This is a genomic window from Beijerinckia sp. L45, assembly GCF_009765775.1.
Lineage (GTDB): Bacteria > Pseudomonadota > Alphaproteobacteria > Rhizobiales > Beijerinckiaceae > RH-AL1.
This window is the reverse complement of record NZ_LMUU01000001.1, coordinates 51,055-66,319: the sequence shown is the minus strand read 5'-3', so window position 1 is coordinate 66,319 and position 15,265 is coordinate 51,055. Positions and strand designations below refer to the sequence as shown.

At 62.8% G+C, this 15,265-nt stretch carries 14 protein-coding genes; 4 read left to right on the top strand and 10 right to left on the bottom strand.

Going from position 1 to position 15,265, the window contains the following annotated elements; translation table 11 throughout:
* Positions 1-1,251 (bottom strand): autotransporter-associated beta strand repeat-containing protein (locus GSQ79_RS00310; protein WP_174243143.1); only part of this gene is annotated, 1,251 nt, incomplete at its 3' end.
* A gap of 475 nt (positions 1,252-1,726) precedes the next feature.
* Entirely contained in the window at positions 1,727-2,626 is a 900-nt protein-coding gene (locus GSQ79_RS00305; RefSeq protein WP_158806738.1) for a glycosyltransferase family A protein, read from the bottom strand.
* 222 nt (positions 2,627-2,848) lie between these two features.
* Between GSQ79_RS00305 and GSQ79_RS00300 the strand changes: the two genes are divergently transcribed.
* Together GSQ79_RS00300 and GSQ79_RS00295 are read left to right on the top strand one after the other, a co-directional pair.
* Positions 2,849-3,586 carry a hypothetical protein gene (locus tag GSQ79_RS00300; protein ID WP_158806737.1) on the top strand — a complete coding sequence of 246 codons (738 nt, stop codon included), beginning with the start codon at positions 2,849-2,851 and terminating at the stop codon, positions 3,584-3,586.
* Positions 3,587-3,675: 89 nt separating this feature from the next.
* Complete coding sequence (locus tag GSQ79_RS00295) at positions 3,676-4,590, top strand: hypothetical protein (protein WP_158806736.1); 915 nt, start codon at positions 3,676-3,678, stop codon at positions 4,588-4,590.
* On the opposite strand, the gene GSQ79_RS00290 is transcribed toward GSQ79_RS00295, so the two are convergent.
* The 4 genes from GSQ79_RS00290 to mnmA form a co-directional block, all read right to left on the bottom strand.
* The gene (locus GSQ79_RS00290) at positions 4,572-5,411 is read right to left on the bottom strand and encodes a sulfotransferase (protein ID WP_158806735.1); all 840 of its coding nucleotides are present in this window, start codon (positions 5,409-5,411) and stop codon (positions 4,572-4,574) included. The two genes, GSQ79_RS00295 and GSQ79_RS00290, sit on opposite strands and share 19 nt — an antisense overlap.
* On the bottom strand, positions 5,404-6,258 hold the full coding sequence (locus GSQ79_RS00285; protein ID WP_158806734.1) for a sulfotransferase: 855 nt from the start codon (positions 6,256-6,258) through the stop codon (positions 5,404-5,406). The genes GSQ79_RS00290 and GSQ79_RS00285 overlap by 8 nt, the downstream gene beginning before the upstream one ends.
* A gap of 187 nt (positions 6,259-6,445) precedes the next feature.
* Entirely contained in the window at positions 6,446-7,111 is a 666-nt protein-coding gene (locus tag GSQ79_RS00280) for a class I SAM-dependent methyltransferase (RefSeq protein WP_158806733.1), read from the bottom strand.
* 3 nt (positions 7,112-7,114) lie between these two features.
* The gene (mnmA, locus tag GSQ79_RS00275; RefSeq protein WP_158806732.1) at positions 7,115-8,302 is read right to left on the bottom strand and encodes a tRNA 2-thiouridine(34) synthase MnmA; all 1,188 of its coding nucleotides are present in this window, start codon (positions 8,300-8,302) and stop codon (positions 7,115-7,117) included.
* Between the two features lie 366 nt (positions 8,303-8,668).
* Here mnmA and GSQ79_RS00270 point away from each other — a divergent pair, with 366 nt between their 5' ends.
* Positions 8,669-8,944, top strand: a complete 276-nt coding sequence (locus GSQ79_RS00270) for a DUF1153 domain-containing protein (protein ID WP_158806731.1) — start codon at positions 8,669-8,671, stop codon at positions 8,942-8,944.
* Between the two features lie 280 nt (positions 8,945-9,224).
* Here the strand turns inward: GSQ79_RS00270 and GSQ79_RS00265 are convergent, their stop codons facing one another.
* Together GSQ79_RS00265 and GSQ79_RS00260 are read right to left on the bottom strand one after the other, a co-directional pair.
* The gene (locus GSQ79_RS00265) at positions 9,225-10,229 is read right to left on the bottom strand and encodes a UPF0104 family protein (protein WP_158806730.1); all 1,005 of its coding nucleotides are present in this window, start codon (positions 10,227-10,229) and stop codon (positions 9,225-9,227) included.
* A 210-nt stretch (positions 10,230-10,439) separates the two neighbouring features.
* Positions 10,440-10,844 carry a flagellar export protein FliJ gene (locus GSQ79_RS00260; RefSeq protein ID WP_158806729.1) on the bottom strand — a complete coding sequence of 135 codons (405 nt, stop codon included), beginning with the start codon at positions 10,842-10,844 and terminating at the stop codon, positions 10,440-10,442.
* Positions 10,845-11,295: 451 nt separating this feature from the next.
* On the opposite strand from GSQ79_RS00260, the gene ctrA reads away from it, so the two are divergent.
* Positions 11,296-11,997: a response regulator transcription factor CtrA gene (gene ctrA / locus GSQ79_RS00255; protein ID WP_158806728.1), complete on the top strand. Its 702-nt coding sequence runs from the start codon at positions 11,296-11,298 to the stop codon at positions 11,995-11,997.
* A gap of 98 nt (positions 11,998-12,095) precedes the next feature.
* Here ctrA and GSQ79_RS00250 read toward each other — a convergent pair whose 3' ends face one another.
* Together GSQ79_RS00250 and GSQ79_RS00245 are read right to left on the bottom strand one after the other, a co-directional pair.
* Complete coding sequence (locus GSQ79_RS00250; protein WP_158806727.1) at positions 12,096-12,605, bottom strand: chemotaxis protein CheW; 510 nt, start codon at positions 12,603-12,605, stop codon at positions 12,096-12,098.
* A complete protein-coding gene (locus GSQ79_RS00245; protein ID WP_158806726.1) occupies positions 12,602-15,148 on the bottom strand; it encodes a chemotaxis protein CheW in 2,547 nt (848 codons plus the stop codon). Before GSQ79_RS00245 ends, GSQ79_RS00250 begins: the two co-directional genes overlap by 4 nt.
* Positions 15,149-15,265 lie beyond the last annotated feature (117 nt).

The window sequence follows — 15,265 nt, the reverse complement described above, 5'->3', positions numbered from 1 at the left end:
GCCTGCGGCGATCTTCAGACCGCCCATGTTGCCGGCGAACGACCCCTGATTGTTGTTGTCGCCGAACACCGTGCCGCCCTCGACGTCGAGCAGACCGCCCTGGGCCAAGGCAATCGTCACGACGCCGTTGTTGCCGCCGAAGCTTTCGTTGCCGGCACCGGTCTTCTGGATCGTGCCGGCACCTGTGAAGGTCGTGCCTTGCAAGTTGATGTTGAAGATCGTGTTGTTGAGCAGGTTGAGCGTGGCGCCCGCAGCGATCGCGACCGGCCCTCCCGAAAGCGCGCCGCCGACGTTCGATTCGATGACAGTGCCGCTCGCGATCGTCGTCCCACCGGTATACGTGCTGTTGTTGGCGAGCGTCAGCGTGCCGGTCCCCGCCACGACGACTTTGCCGCCGACGTTGCCGCTGGTTCCGTCCTGAATGACGCCCGAATAGGTCGAGGTTCCCGTCTCGCTCAACGTCAGAGTCGTGGCGCCGATGCTGTACGTCGCCGCGCCCGTTGCGTTCACGACGGTCTCGACGCCGCCCGCGCCGAGCGTCGCGGTAAGCGTCAGGCTCGATGGTGCGGAAAAGGTGCCGTCGCTGACGTTGAAGGTGAAGACATCCTGGAGCGGCGAGCCGTCTGCAGCGGACACGATCGCGAGGCCGTTCGTCGCGGCGTAGCTGTAGGACCCGTCGGAATGCAAGATCAACGTGCCGTAGGTGCCGGCGATCGATGCGCTGCCACCTGCCGCGATCGCGCTCGTCGTCCCGCCTTTGGTTACGGATGTGACGCTGAGCGCCGCGCTTTGCGGATCGGTGTCGCCGTTCAGAGCGCCGCTGGCGGCGGTCGCCGTCAGCGTCGCGCCCGCAAGAACCGTCCCCGTTTCGGGAACGACGCTTGGAACGTGCGAAGGCGTCGATGTGACGGCGCCCCCGGTGCCGACGGCAAGTTCCAGACCGGCCGCAAAATACTGCGTGCTTGCTGTTGTCGGGGCCTGACCGTTGTATTGGATCGTAATGGTGCTGGCGAGCAGTCCGGCCGTCGTTCCAGTGCCGGTGATCGTGTAAGAGTTGCCAGCACCATGCACGAGCGTGAAACTCGTGTAGGTCGTCAGACTGATGCCCAAGGCAGGCTGAACCGTCAGGCTGCCGGTGACGATACCGGTGGCATAGTCGACGAGCAGGGAGCCCGAGTAGGTTGTGAGCGGAAGCAGACCGAGCGTGTTGAGTGTTACGTTATTGAAATTGAGATTGTCCGCGCTCGCCATGGGTTTTGTCTTTCACGCATATCTGATGTGCCTGGCGCGATCTAAGACGGCAAAAGTTGGATTTATGTTAATTTATTAGCCTGAGTTGCTTCGAAAACGTCGTCACCTTTGTGGTGTTTCAATATATGGAGATGCATTATTTGTATATGCAATGATGTACACTTATGTATTTCCTTTTGTATTGCAGCTTGCTTCCCGCGACCATCCTGCGGTCGAGCCCGGCCGCCGGCATTCGCGCGTCCGAAATATTTTGTGGCTCCCCTATTTGAGTATTTGCACGACGGCCATCGAAGACGACCCACGGCCGTCAGGCCACAGGCGCGGCAACGAAGCACGAGGATGTGGTTCCGGGATCGGCGTTGACGAACGAGCGATCGAGATCCGGCGTCGCCGGCGGGAAAGCGTCAGCCGCCTAAGCGGACTCACTCAAGCGATAAGCGTCGCGCTCGTACAAAGAGCTCGAGCATCCGATGCTTTATGCGTAGGCTCGGGCAGACTGCGCCGACGTCGCAACCGAAGCGAGAACCGGGGTCGGCACATTGCCCAGGTATAGGGACTGATAAGACGGCCCGGCATAGGGCGTGCCCCGTAACTGCTCGTACTCTTGGAAGAAGAGATGATTGATGCTTTTGATGGCATTTGTCGCCACGCCACCATGAACCTGGTGAAACGTTCCCTCGCCAAGCAGCGTCACAACCAAAGACCGCGGCAGCTGCACAGCCCTCGCAAACGTATCGAGGTTGGCTAGGCCACCGCCAGGCGTGACGAATCGCTCGTCGAAGCCGCCCAGTTCGTCCCACAACGATCGCCGCATGAAGAGAGCGTTGCTTTCTGCAATCGGTCGAAACCATCCGCTCTGCGACGAGCCGGCAAAGACCGAGATATCGAAGAGCCGATAGCCATCCTCCGTCCAGCCGATCCCATCAAGCAGCCGGTCTTCCTCTATTTGATTGTATCCCTCGTGGATGCTCGCCATCTGCACTTTTGGGCCAAGGTGGAACCCCAGCGTCGCGATCACCGCTCGATTATCAAGCTTGTCCGCGCGAAGCGCGCCCGCCAGCAATCCAGGTGACGCCATGCGAGCCCCGTCGATCATGACGCCCACAAGTTCGCCCCGCGCTTCTCTGATTGCGTAATTCAAGGCCTGAACGGGAGAATGCGAGCGGGCTTGCCGCGGGATCTCGATCACACGGAGGTTCATGCCGAGATCGATACAGGCGGAAAGATCCGCGGGCCGATCCGAGCCATTGTCGACGATAATGACTTCATAATCTTCAGCATCAACGTGTCGTTGCATTTTTTGCGACAACGACAAGATGGTGCGCGGCAGCTCGCGGGTCATATTGAAAGCGGCTACGACGACACTCAGCTTCATATCGATGATTCCTCGCCCCTAGCGAGAATAACAGCGCCTTTGTCGACTTGAAAGGCTGCTTTGGTCTTTAATTATTGTATATAAGCAAATTATGCATACACATCTAAATTTCGAATGCCACGCTTATCACTTCATTACAAGTCATACGCAGGCATGTTAGGATTCATACTTGAGAGCCATAGATGGCGCGGCAGCGTGCCGGGCTGGCGGGAGGATCGAGCGTTGGTTGAACCCCGTATCATTCTGTTCATCGCCTGGGGCGACTCTCACGTCGCGCTCGTAGCGCAATGTATCGCCGAGAGCCGCCTGCCGCCCTATCCCGTGTTTCTGATCACCGATACAACCACCCAGACGGATATGCTGCCGCCCGGTGTCGCGGTGCTGCGGCGCGACTTCGCTTTCTCGAGCAAGGAGCGAAAGGCCGAAGCTTTCGCGTCGCTGCCCGAGACCTTCGGGACCGTGCTCTTTCTGGATGTGGATACGCGCGTCCTCGCGGACATATCTTTGGGGTTCGACAAGGCCGAGCAATACGGGATCGCGATGGCGCCGGCGCCACATTATTCGCTGGCCGACTTTCGGAGTTTCGGGCGCGTTCTCGAACGCGAAGGTTTGGCGCCGCAGGGTCACGTTATCTACAATTCCGGCGTCATCTTCTTCGATTGGCGCGTTGCGAAGGTGCGGTCCGTTTTCCAGCAGGCCCTCGCACTCGCCAGCAAGGACGAAACACGCACATGGAGTGACCAGCCCTACATCACGCTCGCGATGGAAATGATGGATCTCAATCCATATACCCTGTCGCCCAGCTTCAATCACAGAGCCTTCGGCGAGTTGATCAGTGGCTCCGTTCGGATCTGGCATTCCTATCAGCCTGTGCCGCCAGAGGCCGCACAGCTGGAACCAGGCTACCTCCACCGCTATGAAGGCACGACGGCCGTACGCGTGATGAAGGTCCCGCTCTGACATCCCGCGGACGCATCATTCTTCATGTCGGCGCACCGAAGACGGGCTCGACGTATCTTCAGCTGCGTCTCCGCCTCGATCCGCCGGCGATGCGCGCGCAGGGTATCTTCGTTCCCGTTCTGCCGGCCGTGGCGCAGATGGCGGGCAACGCCAAGCTTCTCGCAACCGTTCTCGATGCCGCGCCAACGCTCAGTTTCCAGCGTGTGTTCCCACACATCGATTCGCGCGCCCTCGATCCGGCGCGTATCGTGGAAGAACTGCTGGCGGACTGGCGGCCGGATCAGGAGGCGCTCATCCTTTCGGCCGAGGATTTTCGTCCGACCCATGCGGCGCGGCTTCAGCACTTGCTCCCGGCGGCGGATTTCACCGTGGTTCTGGTCGCCCGCACGCAGGATCAATGGTTTGAGTCCTACCATAACCAGTTGATGAAGACGGGCGACGTTCATCAGGACCTGCCGAGTTTCATCGCGGTGACCTTGAGCCGAAACACCGAGCGCTTGTGCTACCCGGACTGGTGGGCGCATTTCGATGGATGGCGGCAAGCGCTCGGCAATTGCAGCGTTCAGCTTTACGACGAGGCGCGATCGGACCTGTTCGGATCCTTCTTCAAAGCGGCTGGACTGCCGACACCAAGCGGCATTGCGGAGATTCCGCGCCAGAGGGAATCGATGAGTCTCCACCAGCTCACTTATCTCAGCGTCTTGGAGTCCGACACGCCGCTGGCCGCGTTCGTCCGTCGTCGCGCGGCGAGCGCCCAAGCGGCAGATCGGCTCGGCGGCCCAGAAGCCAAAGTCTTGCGTTTGCGCGAGCGTGCGTTTCTGGCCGACTATTTCGCATCGTCGAATGCGCGCTTGCTCGAAGCGCTCGGCCGGCCCGCAGACGATGGTGCGCTGCGATTTTCAGAGCCGGCGCAAGAACCGCCGACGATCGACGAGGTTCGCGATTCGGAGCCGTATCGACGGCACGAAACGCTGGCGAACGATATCTACGCCAGCATGACCTGACGACGATAAGACCCGTCTCTATCGTAACCAAGCGCACCAGCAATGGTGCCGCAGATCGACCAGACCTGTTGCGCGCGGGCGTCGCAACCGGCGCCGTCGTTGAGCCGCGCGCGGTCGACGTCGGGCACGATCGATGGAGCGGGCACGTCGAGACCCAAGAAAGTCGCCAGCGCGACCTGGGTACCTCGGGGATCGCGACACATGTCTTCATAGGCGATCTGCAGGACACGCGGTTCCTGGACGCGAATGACATCGAGCACGCCGGCGATCTGGACCGCCCACGTCGCTGCGTTATGCAGATGAACGTCATCGTCGCCGATGCGCTGCGGATCAAGGCCACAGAACCGATAGGCGACCGGCAGCACGGCTTGTCCGATGGGATTGTCCATCCGCGACGTCATGTGCGTGCGCCGCAACGCGCTCGCCACGGGATGCCGGACGAGATGAACGACGCGAGCGGCTGGAAACGCGCGGAGAATAGGCCCGAGGCCCAGCATCGTCTCAGGCAGTTTCCATCCCCAGGGATCCGACGCGCGACGACCGTCCACAGCCAGCACGTCGGCAGCCAAGCGTTGAAGCCTTTGTCGCCAACAGGCCTCCTGTTCAGGGACACTTTGGACATCGACGGCAAGATTCTCGATCGCCAGCTCGTAAAGCGTCGCGACCCATTCGACGGAGTCACCCGTGGCATTCACGTGGTTGCCGAGGAAAATGCCGAGCCCGCGAGCGATTTCGGACAGCATCCGGGTTCCGCTGCCGCCGCGCCCGAGGAGGATCACCGGCGCGTCGATGGACCATTCGTTGCCGATGCCGTCACGCATAGCCAAGCCGCCCTGCCAGGGGTTCGGCGGCCCGCATCACATCAGCCAGCTGCGCCGACGTCAGCGCCTCCTGGCCGCTCAAGGACGACGAGTCGATCGGGCGGGTTCGATCCGTGCCGCCGGGACCGATACCGGCATAGGTCAGATGAGCCGCCAAGCCTGCCTGTGGATCACCGAGGCCGCAGGCCGCGAACATTGCGGCGATCACCGCCGTGCTATCATCGACCAGGTCTTCGTAGCGAAACGCATGAACCGAGCAGCCCGCACGCTCGAAATCCGCTTGCCGCCCGGATTTGATCTGCCACAGCGCGGCGCGCCGCGTCCATACGGATGCGGATGCATCCGCCATCACGGCGAAAGCAGCCCGATACCGCTCCTGTGTCGAGGGTCTTTGCGCAATAAGCCGGATCTGATTGGCGACGAAATCCACGGACTCGAGGCGGGCCATCGACGCGACGACCGCCCGCGGATCGCGAACGGGATAGACCACCGTCACCGGCCACGGCATGCGCGCGACGCGCTCCTCGTCATAGGTCAGGTTCGGCGTCTTCAGAACCAGGACCTTGACGTCCCGCGCGAGGCGCTTGCCGTTCGGTGTGGCGACAAACCGATCGTCGGTCGTTCCGTACTTGGTTGCGGCCTTCTCGAGGAGCCTTTCGCTGGCATCGTTGTCGGACGCGCCCTCCATCAAAGCGTGAAACCACGGATACACGCCGTCAAACTCGTCGATCAGCACCGCGCTGGGATGCGCCCCGAAAATCTGGCCGGTCAATGTCGTGCCGCTGCGCTGGCAGCCGACGATGGCGATCACCCGCTCGACGGGCCATTCGGACGGGCGCCCCGTCATGCACCAGCATCCTGCCTTGAAACGGAGCGCTCGAAGCACGCGCGATGTAAGGCGAGCGAGGTGGTCATCGAGTCTGCCCCCAGACGGAAGCCGCTTCACGCTTGACACGGCGACGCGAAGACTCGCCTGCCGCTTAGCGCATTTCAAGGCAAATGAGGCGGCATATGCCACGGCTCGCGAAAGGGCTCTAGACAGCCGCCTTGGCGATCCGCGTCAGCGTGAAGAGACCGAACGGCGCGAGCGGACGGCGTTCGATGAGCGTCATGTTGGGCTGGCCGGCGATCCAGTCGGCGATCACGGCGAAGGGGAACTGCGGGTGCCAGCCTAGTTTGGCGCTGCGTCGGCCGAGCCAGGCCTCGATCCCCGCCAGCGATCCCCGCTCGGCACCGACGTGGTTCACCAGAACGATCTCGCCGCCGGGCTTCACCACCCGCGCCCATTCGTCGAGGCTGGCCTGCGGGTCAGGCACCACCGTCAAGACGTAAGGCGCCACGACGGCGTCGAAGGTCGCATCGGCGAAGGCAAGGCGCATCGCGTCCATCACCACCAGGCCCTCAACGTTGACGAGCGCCTGCGTTTTCACCCGCTCGCGCGCGCGCGCCAGCATCGGACGGGAGAGATCGACGCCGGTGAGGCGCGTCGCGGGGTCGAACATCGGCAGTTCGAGGCCGGTGCCGACACCGACATCGAGGACGCGTCCGCCTGGGCGGCTCGCGGCCGCTGCGGCGGCAACGCGGCCAGGGCGCATCACCAGCGCGAAGGTGAGGTCATAGACCGGCGCCCAGCGGGCGTAGGCAGCCTCGACATCGGCATTATCGATCGCTGAGGCGTGTGGCACGGTGGAAGAGGTCATGCGCTAGGAGGCCATCGCATGCTGAAGGACGCCGGCCGCAGAGGCGGTCGGCGCCCGGGTGATGGTGCCGCCGCCGAGGACGCGGGCGTCGATTGCATCGGAATCGTAGAAGACGCAGGCCTGCCCGGGCGACGCCGCGCTCTCGGCCTCGGGAAAGCGGACGACGATATGTCCGTCAGCGTCACGCAGAAGCGTCGCGGCCACGGGCGGCCGCGTCGAGCGGGTGCGGACGTAGAGCTCGCGCCCGTCATCCGGCAGGTCCGCGAGCGTGCCGTCGCCCAACCAGTTGATTGCGCGCAGGGCCACCGTCCGCGTCAGCAGGGCCTCGCGCGGGCCGACGACGACGCGGGCGGTCTGCGGCTCGATCGCCACCACGAACAGAGGCGAGCCCGTGTTCGCCGGAAGGCCACCGAGGTTCAGGCCTTTGCGCTGACCGACGGTATAATGGACGATACCCTCATGGCGGCCGAGAACCTGGCCGGCCTGGTCGACGATGTCGCCGGGCGCCATCGCCTCCGGCAACAGCCGCGCGATGGTGCTGCTGTAACGACCGTTGGGGACGAAACAGATGTCCTGACTGTCGGGCTTGTCGGCTGTGGCGAGGCCGAAGCTGTGGGCGAGTTCGCGGACCCGCGCCTTCGGCAGGCTGCCCAGGGGAAAGCGCAGCGGCGCCAGCTGCGCCGGCGTCGTCCCATAGAGGAAGTAGCTCTGGTCCCGCGCGGCGTCGGCGCCCCGAAACAGGCCGCGGGTGCCGTCGGGCAGCGCGCGGGTGGCGCAATAATGGCCGGTGGCGAGGGCATCGGCACCGAGATCGCGCGCGGTATCGAGAAGATCGGCGAATTTGACCGCGCTGTTGCAGGAGGCGCAGGGGACCGGCGTCTCGCCCGCCGCATAGCTCGCGGCAAACGGGTCGATCACCGCCTTGCGGAAGCGCGCCTCGTAGTCGAGCACGTAATGGGGAATGCCGAGCTTGGCCGCGACGGCGCGGGCATCGCCGATGTCGCGTCCGGCGCAGCAGGAGCCCTTGCGTGTCGCGCTGCCGCTGTCGTCGTAAAGCTGAAGCGTGATGCCGATGACGTCATAGCCCTCGGCGTGCAGCAAGGCCGCAACTACCGAGGAATCGACACCGCCGGACATGGCGACGACGACGCGCGTATCGGCGGGGGACTTGGCGAAATCGAGACTGTTCACGACAAAATACCGGGTTGCGGACGGGCGACGCTGACGGGAGCGCTTCTTCAATATCGGTAGGAGGCGGCCTCACGCAAGTTTCCGGTCTTTACGCCAGACCAAGCTCGACGATCGCCTCGTCGCGCGGAGCCTCGTCATCTTAGCGGAAGCGAGTCTTTAACCTCGGTTTAACCGGCTTTAACTTCCTCAAACGCCCAATCTGTTCCAAACGGAAACACAGGACCGTATTTGTTGATGATTTGGCAAGTTATCGACGTCGTAAATCCGATTTTCCTTTAAAAACCAGCGTGTTGGTTTAGGTAAATCTTAAAGTGGCAGGGCTATGTTCGACACTAGCGTAAAGCTTAGTTGTAGTGAGTACATGTCATGTCCGAGTCTCTTCGTCCGAGGGTGAAATACGTAATCGGGCCCGACGGTAGTCCTTTGACGATCGCCGACCTTCCGCCGAGCAGCACCAAGCGCTGGGTGATCCGCCGCAAGGCCGAGGTCGTCGCCGCCGTCCGCGGTGGTCTGCTTTCCCTCGAAGAAGCCTGCCTGCGCTACAAGCTGACTGTGGACGAATTCCTATCCTGGCAGATGTCGATCGATCAGCATGGTCTGGCCGGTCTGCGCACAACGCGCCTGCAGCATTATAGGGCTTAAGAGGCTCCGCGCGATTGGGGAGCCAGCGCGTTTCGCAAGAACACGCTTCGCTTCGCCCGGCATGTCACAAGTCGGACGCTATACAGCCCCGTTTCCGTTGCGCGTTTGGCGCCGGTGCGGGGCTTTTCGTTGATGCAAGTCCGTGCATGCGGCGCGTCGCGATCCTCTAGAGCGCCGTCCGCTTTGGTGGGCTGACCGAAGCGATCAGAAATCGCTCCATTCTCAGAAAGTTAGAGCATTTTCTCGACCACAAAAGTCTGCAACTTTTGTGGAAAATGCTCTAGCCGTGCCCCAGCGGTTTCCGGCTTCCGCCCGATGCGTCCGCCTTCTGCACGAGCGTCTGTCCCAGCCTGCGGCGCTCGAACTGGATGACGACGACGGTGGCAAACAGCAGCGGTATCAGAAGATACAGCAGCCGGAAGAGCAGCAGCGCTGCCAAGACGTCGGCTTTCGGCACGCTCGGCATGGCGTTGATGAACAAAAGTTCGAAGACTCCGAGGCCGCCCGGCGCGTTGGAGACAAGCGCCGCCGAAAAGGATGCAAGGAAGACCGCGAGCACCGCGAAATAGCCGGGGTTTCCGGCCTCCGGAAGGGCAAAGTAGATGATCCCCGCCGCGCCGAGCAATTCCAGGGTCGCCGCCGTAAATTGCCGCATGGCGATCCCGGGGCGCGGATAATCGATGCGGAACCCGCCGATCGTCAGTGGCTTAAGCTGCAGGACCGAGCCCACGGCATAGGCCACGATGAGGCCGAGAAAGACGAAGCCGAGAAAACGCGCCGTCGCGGTGTTGGTGAGGAAATGCGGCAACAGGCCGGCGAGCCGGCTCAACTGGGCGGGCTCGAACACCAGCACGATGCCGCCGAGCAGCAGCGTTCCCAGGAAGAACGTCAGGGAGCAAAGCGCAACGAGGATCGCGACCTGAGCCGCGCTCAAACCTTTCGTCGAATAGGCGCGGTAGCGCACCATCGCGCCGGAAAACACCGAGGCGCCGATATTGTGGCTCAGCGCGTAGGTCGTGAAGGAACACAGGGCGATGAAGGTAAACGAGATCGAGCGAATACCAAGATGAAGCAGCGCGATACGGTCGTACCAAGCGAGCGCCGCATAGGCGATGACGGTCGACAGAACGGCCAGCGCATAATGGCCGGGCGTGATCGCCTTGAGCTGCGCCAGCACCTGCGTTACGACGGCATCGCCCCGAAATTCGCCGACGAGAAGGGAGATCGAAACGACGACTGCGATCAAACCGACGATCGGCCATACAAAGTCGAGATAGCGTTTCATCGTGCTCCAGGCCAACGACGCGGAGCCGTCGTTCGATAGGCATAGGCGGTTCAGCGTATCACCGCTACGCGGTAGAACCCTGCACGAGGCGAAACCGGATCGCAAGCGCAAGCCGCACGGCGGCGACGCCGCTGGGGAAGGGCCGCTCTCCGGATAGGCCTGCAACCAACGCGGCCGGGCACCCGAGGGGCAGCCGGCCGGAAGGATCGATCAGGCCTGGAGGGCGCGGAGCCCCATCATGCCGGCATCGAGCTGCTTCACCGGAAACTCGGTGCGCTCGCCGCTCTTGTCGCGGCCTTCGAGGCCTTGCGCCTTGGTCATTTCGCCGACCGCTTCATCGAGCTGCTGGCGGGCTTCGCCGAGCTGTTCCTTAAGCTCGTCGGCCGAGCGCGAGAGATTGTCGCGCCGTGCCCGTGCCGCCCGCGCATAAGTCGGATAAGCGAAGTGCGTCATGTCCGTGATGCCGGCCTTGCTCTCTTCGGTGGCGATCTCGCGATCGAGATCGCCTGCCATCCGGAGGAACTCGGCAATCATCGTCTCGATCTGCGCCACGCGGCGGCGGCGCTCATCGACCTGAAAGCGTTTTAAACGCAAGAGTGAATCCCGCGACTTCATACCGTGACTCCGCGATGCAGGTTGATTGAACCTGATCATTTTTACAGGACTTCCGCGAGACAGTGTGATCCTGCCGCATCAAAGTTGCCGCTTTGTTACCAGGGCGATCAAATCGTCGGCCACGGGCGTGCTCGCGTGTATAGTTGACGGCGCATTGATTCGATTTCGTCGCTTTTGAGCCGGCGTAGCCTCCGATCAGGGCTCTCGCGTACTGCGTTCCGCTACCTTCGTTCATGATTGTCGGTCCTGCTCCGAGGCGGAGCGGCAAAAATCATGAACATGTCATGGCGCTCCCGGGATTGGGTGGAATTCGTTAACCAATCCCCGTTAACGTTATGACAATTCGTATTGAGGGATGTCGCGCCGCCGCCCGATGGGCTGGCGAGTAGGCGATGTTCAGGGATGCTGTCGCGCCGTCGGGCAACCGATGTGGGCAATCTGGGGGCCAATTATGCGCGTTCTACTGATCGAAGACGACAGCGCGACTGCACAGAGCATCGAGCTGATGCTGAAATCCGAGAACTTCAACGTCTATACGACGGACCTCGGGGAAGAAGGTATCGACCTCGGCAAGCTCTACGATTACGACATCATCCTTCTCGATCTCAACCTTCCCGACATGTCCGGCTACGAGGTGCTGCGCACCCTTCGCGTGGCCAAGGTCAAGACGCCGATCCTGATCCTATCGGGTCTCGCCGGCATCGAGGACAAGGTGAAGGGTCTCGGCTTCGGCGCCGACGATTATCTCACCAAGCCGTTCCACAAGGACGAGATGGTCGCCCGCATCCACGCGATCGTCCGCCGCTCCAAGGGCCATGCCCAGTCGGTCATCACCACCGGCGACCTCATCGTCAACCTCGATCAGAAGACCGTCGAAGTCTCGGGCTCGCGCGTTCACCTCACCGGCAAGGAGTACCAGATGCTGGAGCTCCTCTCGCTGCGCAAGGGCACGACGCTCACCAAGGAAATGTTCCTCAACCACCTTTATGGCGGCATGGACGAGCCGGAACTGAAGATCATCGACGTGTTCATCTGCAAGCTGCGCAAGAAGCTGGCGAACGCTAGCCAGGGCCGCAACTATATCGAGACGGTTTGGGGTCGCGGCTATGTGCTGCGCGAGCCGAACGAAGAAGAAGACCGCATCACCGCCTAAGGTTTTCCGCCGCGCCTCCGGCAGCGAAACCTGCCGGGTCCCCGCCAAAGCATCACACGATACGAAACAGCCCGAGGCTTGCCTCGGGCTTTGTCCTTTCAGAGCGTCGAAACGAGCGGGCGGACCTCCGTCGCGCGCGAAAAGGTGAACACCCAGTCCAGGTCGAGCAGCGGCAGGATCATCGCATCGAGGCGATGCACGGCCGAGATCTTGATGCCCTCCGCACCGAGATGCGGCGGCGTGACGATCCGGGTGCCGGGATCGAGAATGATGACATCCCCGACTTCGTCGACGACGAGCGCGAAGCTTTCACCGCGATGCTCCATGCCGATAGCCAGCATCGACGTCTCGACGGCATGGGCATCTGCCTTCAACCGCCGCCGCAGGCTGACGGCCGTGACGATCTTGCCGCGCAGGTTCACCAGGCCGAGGATCTCGTAAGGCGCGAGCGGCACCGGCGTCAGCGCGACCATCTCGAACACCGTCTGGATGGACTCGACCGGAAGCCCGAACGTGCGGCCCTCCGAGACCACCGTGAAACAACGATTTTCGTCCGGCTTGTGGAAGCTGCCCGGGGCCGAGGGGGCGGTCGCCTGCTCTCTCGTCATGCCGCGAATTCCCGAATGATGCGCTCTTCGAGCTTATGCGTGCCGAGCACCTGCGAGCCCAAGCTCGACCGCACCATGTCGAGGAGCGTGCCGCGATCGAACTTGCCGACGACGCCGAACATGCCGCTTGCCGCCGCCGCTTCCGAGATGATCGGCGCCGCGGCGGCGACCAGCGCGATGATCGGCAGACCGGCATGCTTGGGATCGCGCTTGATCTCCTGCGCCAGCGTATAGCCGTCCATCTCCGGCATATCGATGTCGGTGACGATCACGTGGAAGGTCGCACCTTTCGCGAGCATCGCCAGCGCGTCGCGACCCGAACTTGCCGTCGTGACCTTGTAGCCCGCGGCCGCGAGGATCGGCGACAGCATGTCGCGGAAGAACAACCTGTCATCGACCAACAGCACGGTGAAGCGGCTCGTCACGCCGCGCGCCAGGGCATCCGGCCGCGCGATTTTGACATAATGCGAGATGTCGATGATCTCGACCACGGTGTCCTGGACCGTCGCGGTGCCGATGGTGCCGGGCGTCGCGCTGGCGATCTCGATCTTGAGGAAATCCTCGACGATGTCGATGATCTCGTCGACGATCAGGCCGACGCTCTCGCCGCCGATGCCGAGGACGAGAACGGGACGTTCGGCGCCCGCCACCGATCCAGTATCGCCCATGCAGATCAGCGGCATCAGGAAGCCGCGGTGCTGCATAACGAGCATGCCGTCGCTCGACTGGATGGTGTCCCAGTCCACCGTCTCGATCCGCGAGATCAGTGACAGCGGCACCACTTTCAGGGCACTCGTCCCGGTGCGGAACAGGATGAGACGGGTCTTCTCGCTCGGCGGCACGAAGGGCTCGGCGCTCTCCTGGGCGCCCAGCTCGAGCACCTGCACCAGGCCAAGCGTCTTGGCGATCCCAGCAGGATCGAGGATGAGAACCACCGATCCGTCGCCGAGAATCGTGTGCCCGGAGAAGACGATGAGATGGGCCAGCGACGCTCCGAGCGGCTTGACGACGATTTCCTGCACGTCCGTGACGTTGTCGACGATGAGGCCGAAGCCTTGCGTGCCGACGCGCATCACGACGGCGAGCTGGTCCTCACTGGGAAGCGCGGTCGGATCGTCGTCGAGATGCAGGATCTCGTGGGCGTTGATCAACGGGATCACCTTGTCACGCAGGCGCAGGACAAGACTGCCCTGAACGCGTTCGACCTTGTAACTGCTGCCTTCGCCGAGGCCGATCGCCTCGATCACCGACTGCTGCGGCAAGGCAAAGCGATGCTTGCCGGCGGTGACGATCAGCGCCGGCGCGATTGCCAGAGTCAGCGGGATCTTGAGGCTGAAGCTGGTGCCCTTGCCCCGCTTCGCCGCGACCGCGATGGAGCCGCCGATCGTCTCGATATTGTCGCGAACGACGTCGAGCCCGATCCCCCGGCCGGAAATGTTGGTGACCTGCGCCGCCGTGGAAAATTCCGGTAGGAAGATGAAGCGGAAGATCGCATCGTCCGACATGCGTTCGAGGTCGATCGGCGTCACAAGTCCGCGCGATAGCGCCTTGCCCTTGATCCGCTCCAGATCGAGACCGTTGCCATCATCCGAAATCGTGATGGTGATGTAGCCGGCCTCGTGGCTCGCGGCGATGTGGATCGTGCCGACTTCCGGCTTGCCGGCCGCAAGGCGCGCTTCCGGCGCCTCGATGCCGTGATCGGCGGCGTTGCGCAGCATGTGGGTCAACGGATCGCGGATCACCTCGACCAGCTGGCGGTCGAGCTCGGTCTCGCCCCCTTCCACGATGAGGACGAGTTTCTTGCGCGTTTCGGCGGCGAGGTCGCGGATCAACCGGGGAAGCCGGGCGAACAGCCGGCTGAGCGGCTGCATGCGCGCCCGCATGACGGAATCTTGCAGATCGCTGGTGAGCGCCGACAGGCGCTGCATCGGCGCCTTAACGGCCTCGTCCTCCTCCTTGCGCGAAATTTCCAGCAGCTGGTTACGCGTGAGGACGAGTTCCGACACCAGAACCATCATGCGTTCCAGCGTGCCGACCTCGACCCGGATGGTCTCGGCGCGCTTGTCGCGATCGGGATGCTCCGCTGCCGGCGCCAGGTCCGGGATCGTGGCGGACGGGATCGCCGACGCGCGGACGGGCATATCGTCGGCGACCAGCGGCGCGCCTTCCATGATGAAAAGATGGCTCTCGAGCGCTTCGATCAGGTCGGCATCGTCGCCGCTCGGCTCGACCGCGTGCCGCTCGAGCTCCGCCAGGATAAGACGGATCCGGTCGACCGCCTGCAGGATGACGGTCACCAGCTCGGGAGTCGCGCGCGACCCCTCACGCAGCAGACTGACGACCGCCTCGGCCGCGTGCGCCAGCTTTTCCAGGCGGCTCAGGCCGAGAAAACCGCAGGTGCCCTTGATCGTATGGACGAGGCGGAAGATGCTGGCGACGATCGAGATGTTCGTCGGTTCGCTCTCGAACTGCACGAGCTGCGAACTCGCAGCCTCGATGTGCTCCGACGTTTCTGCAAGAAAGTCGTTGAGGAGATCGTCCATCTATCGTCCGCGCAATCATGGCGAAGCGCCAGACCGTCAGTATCCCGCGCGCAGGTTAAGGAGCGCTGAAGGTAAGCGCATGATCCTGAAGTGGGATTCGTTAAAAGCTGTATACGA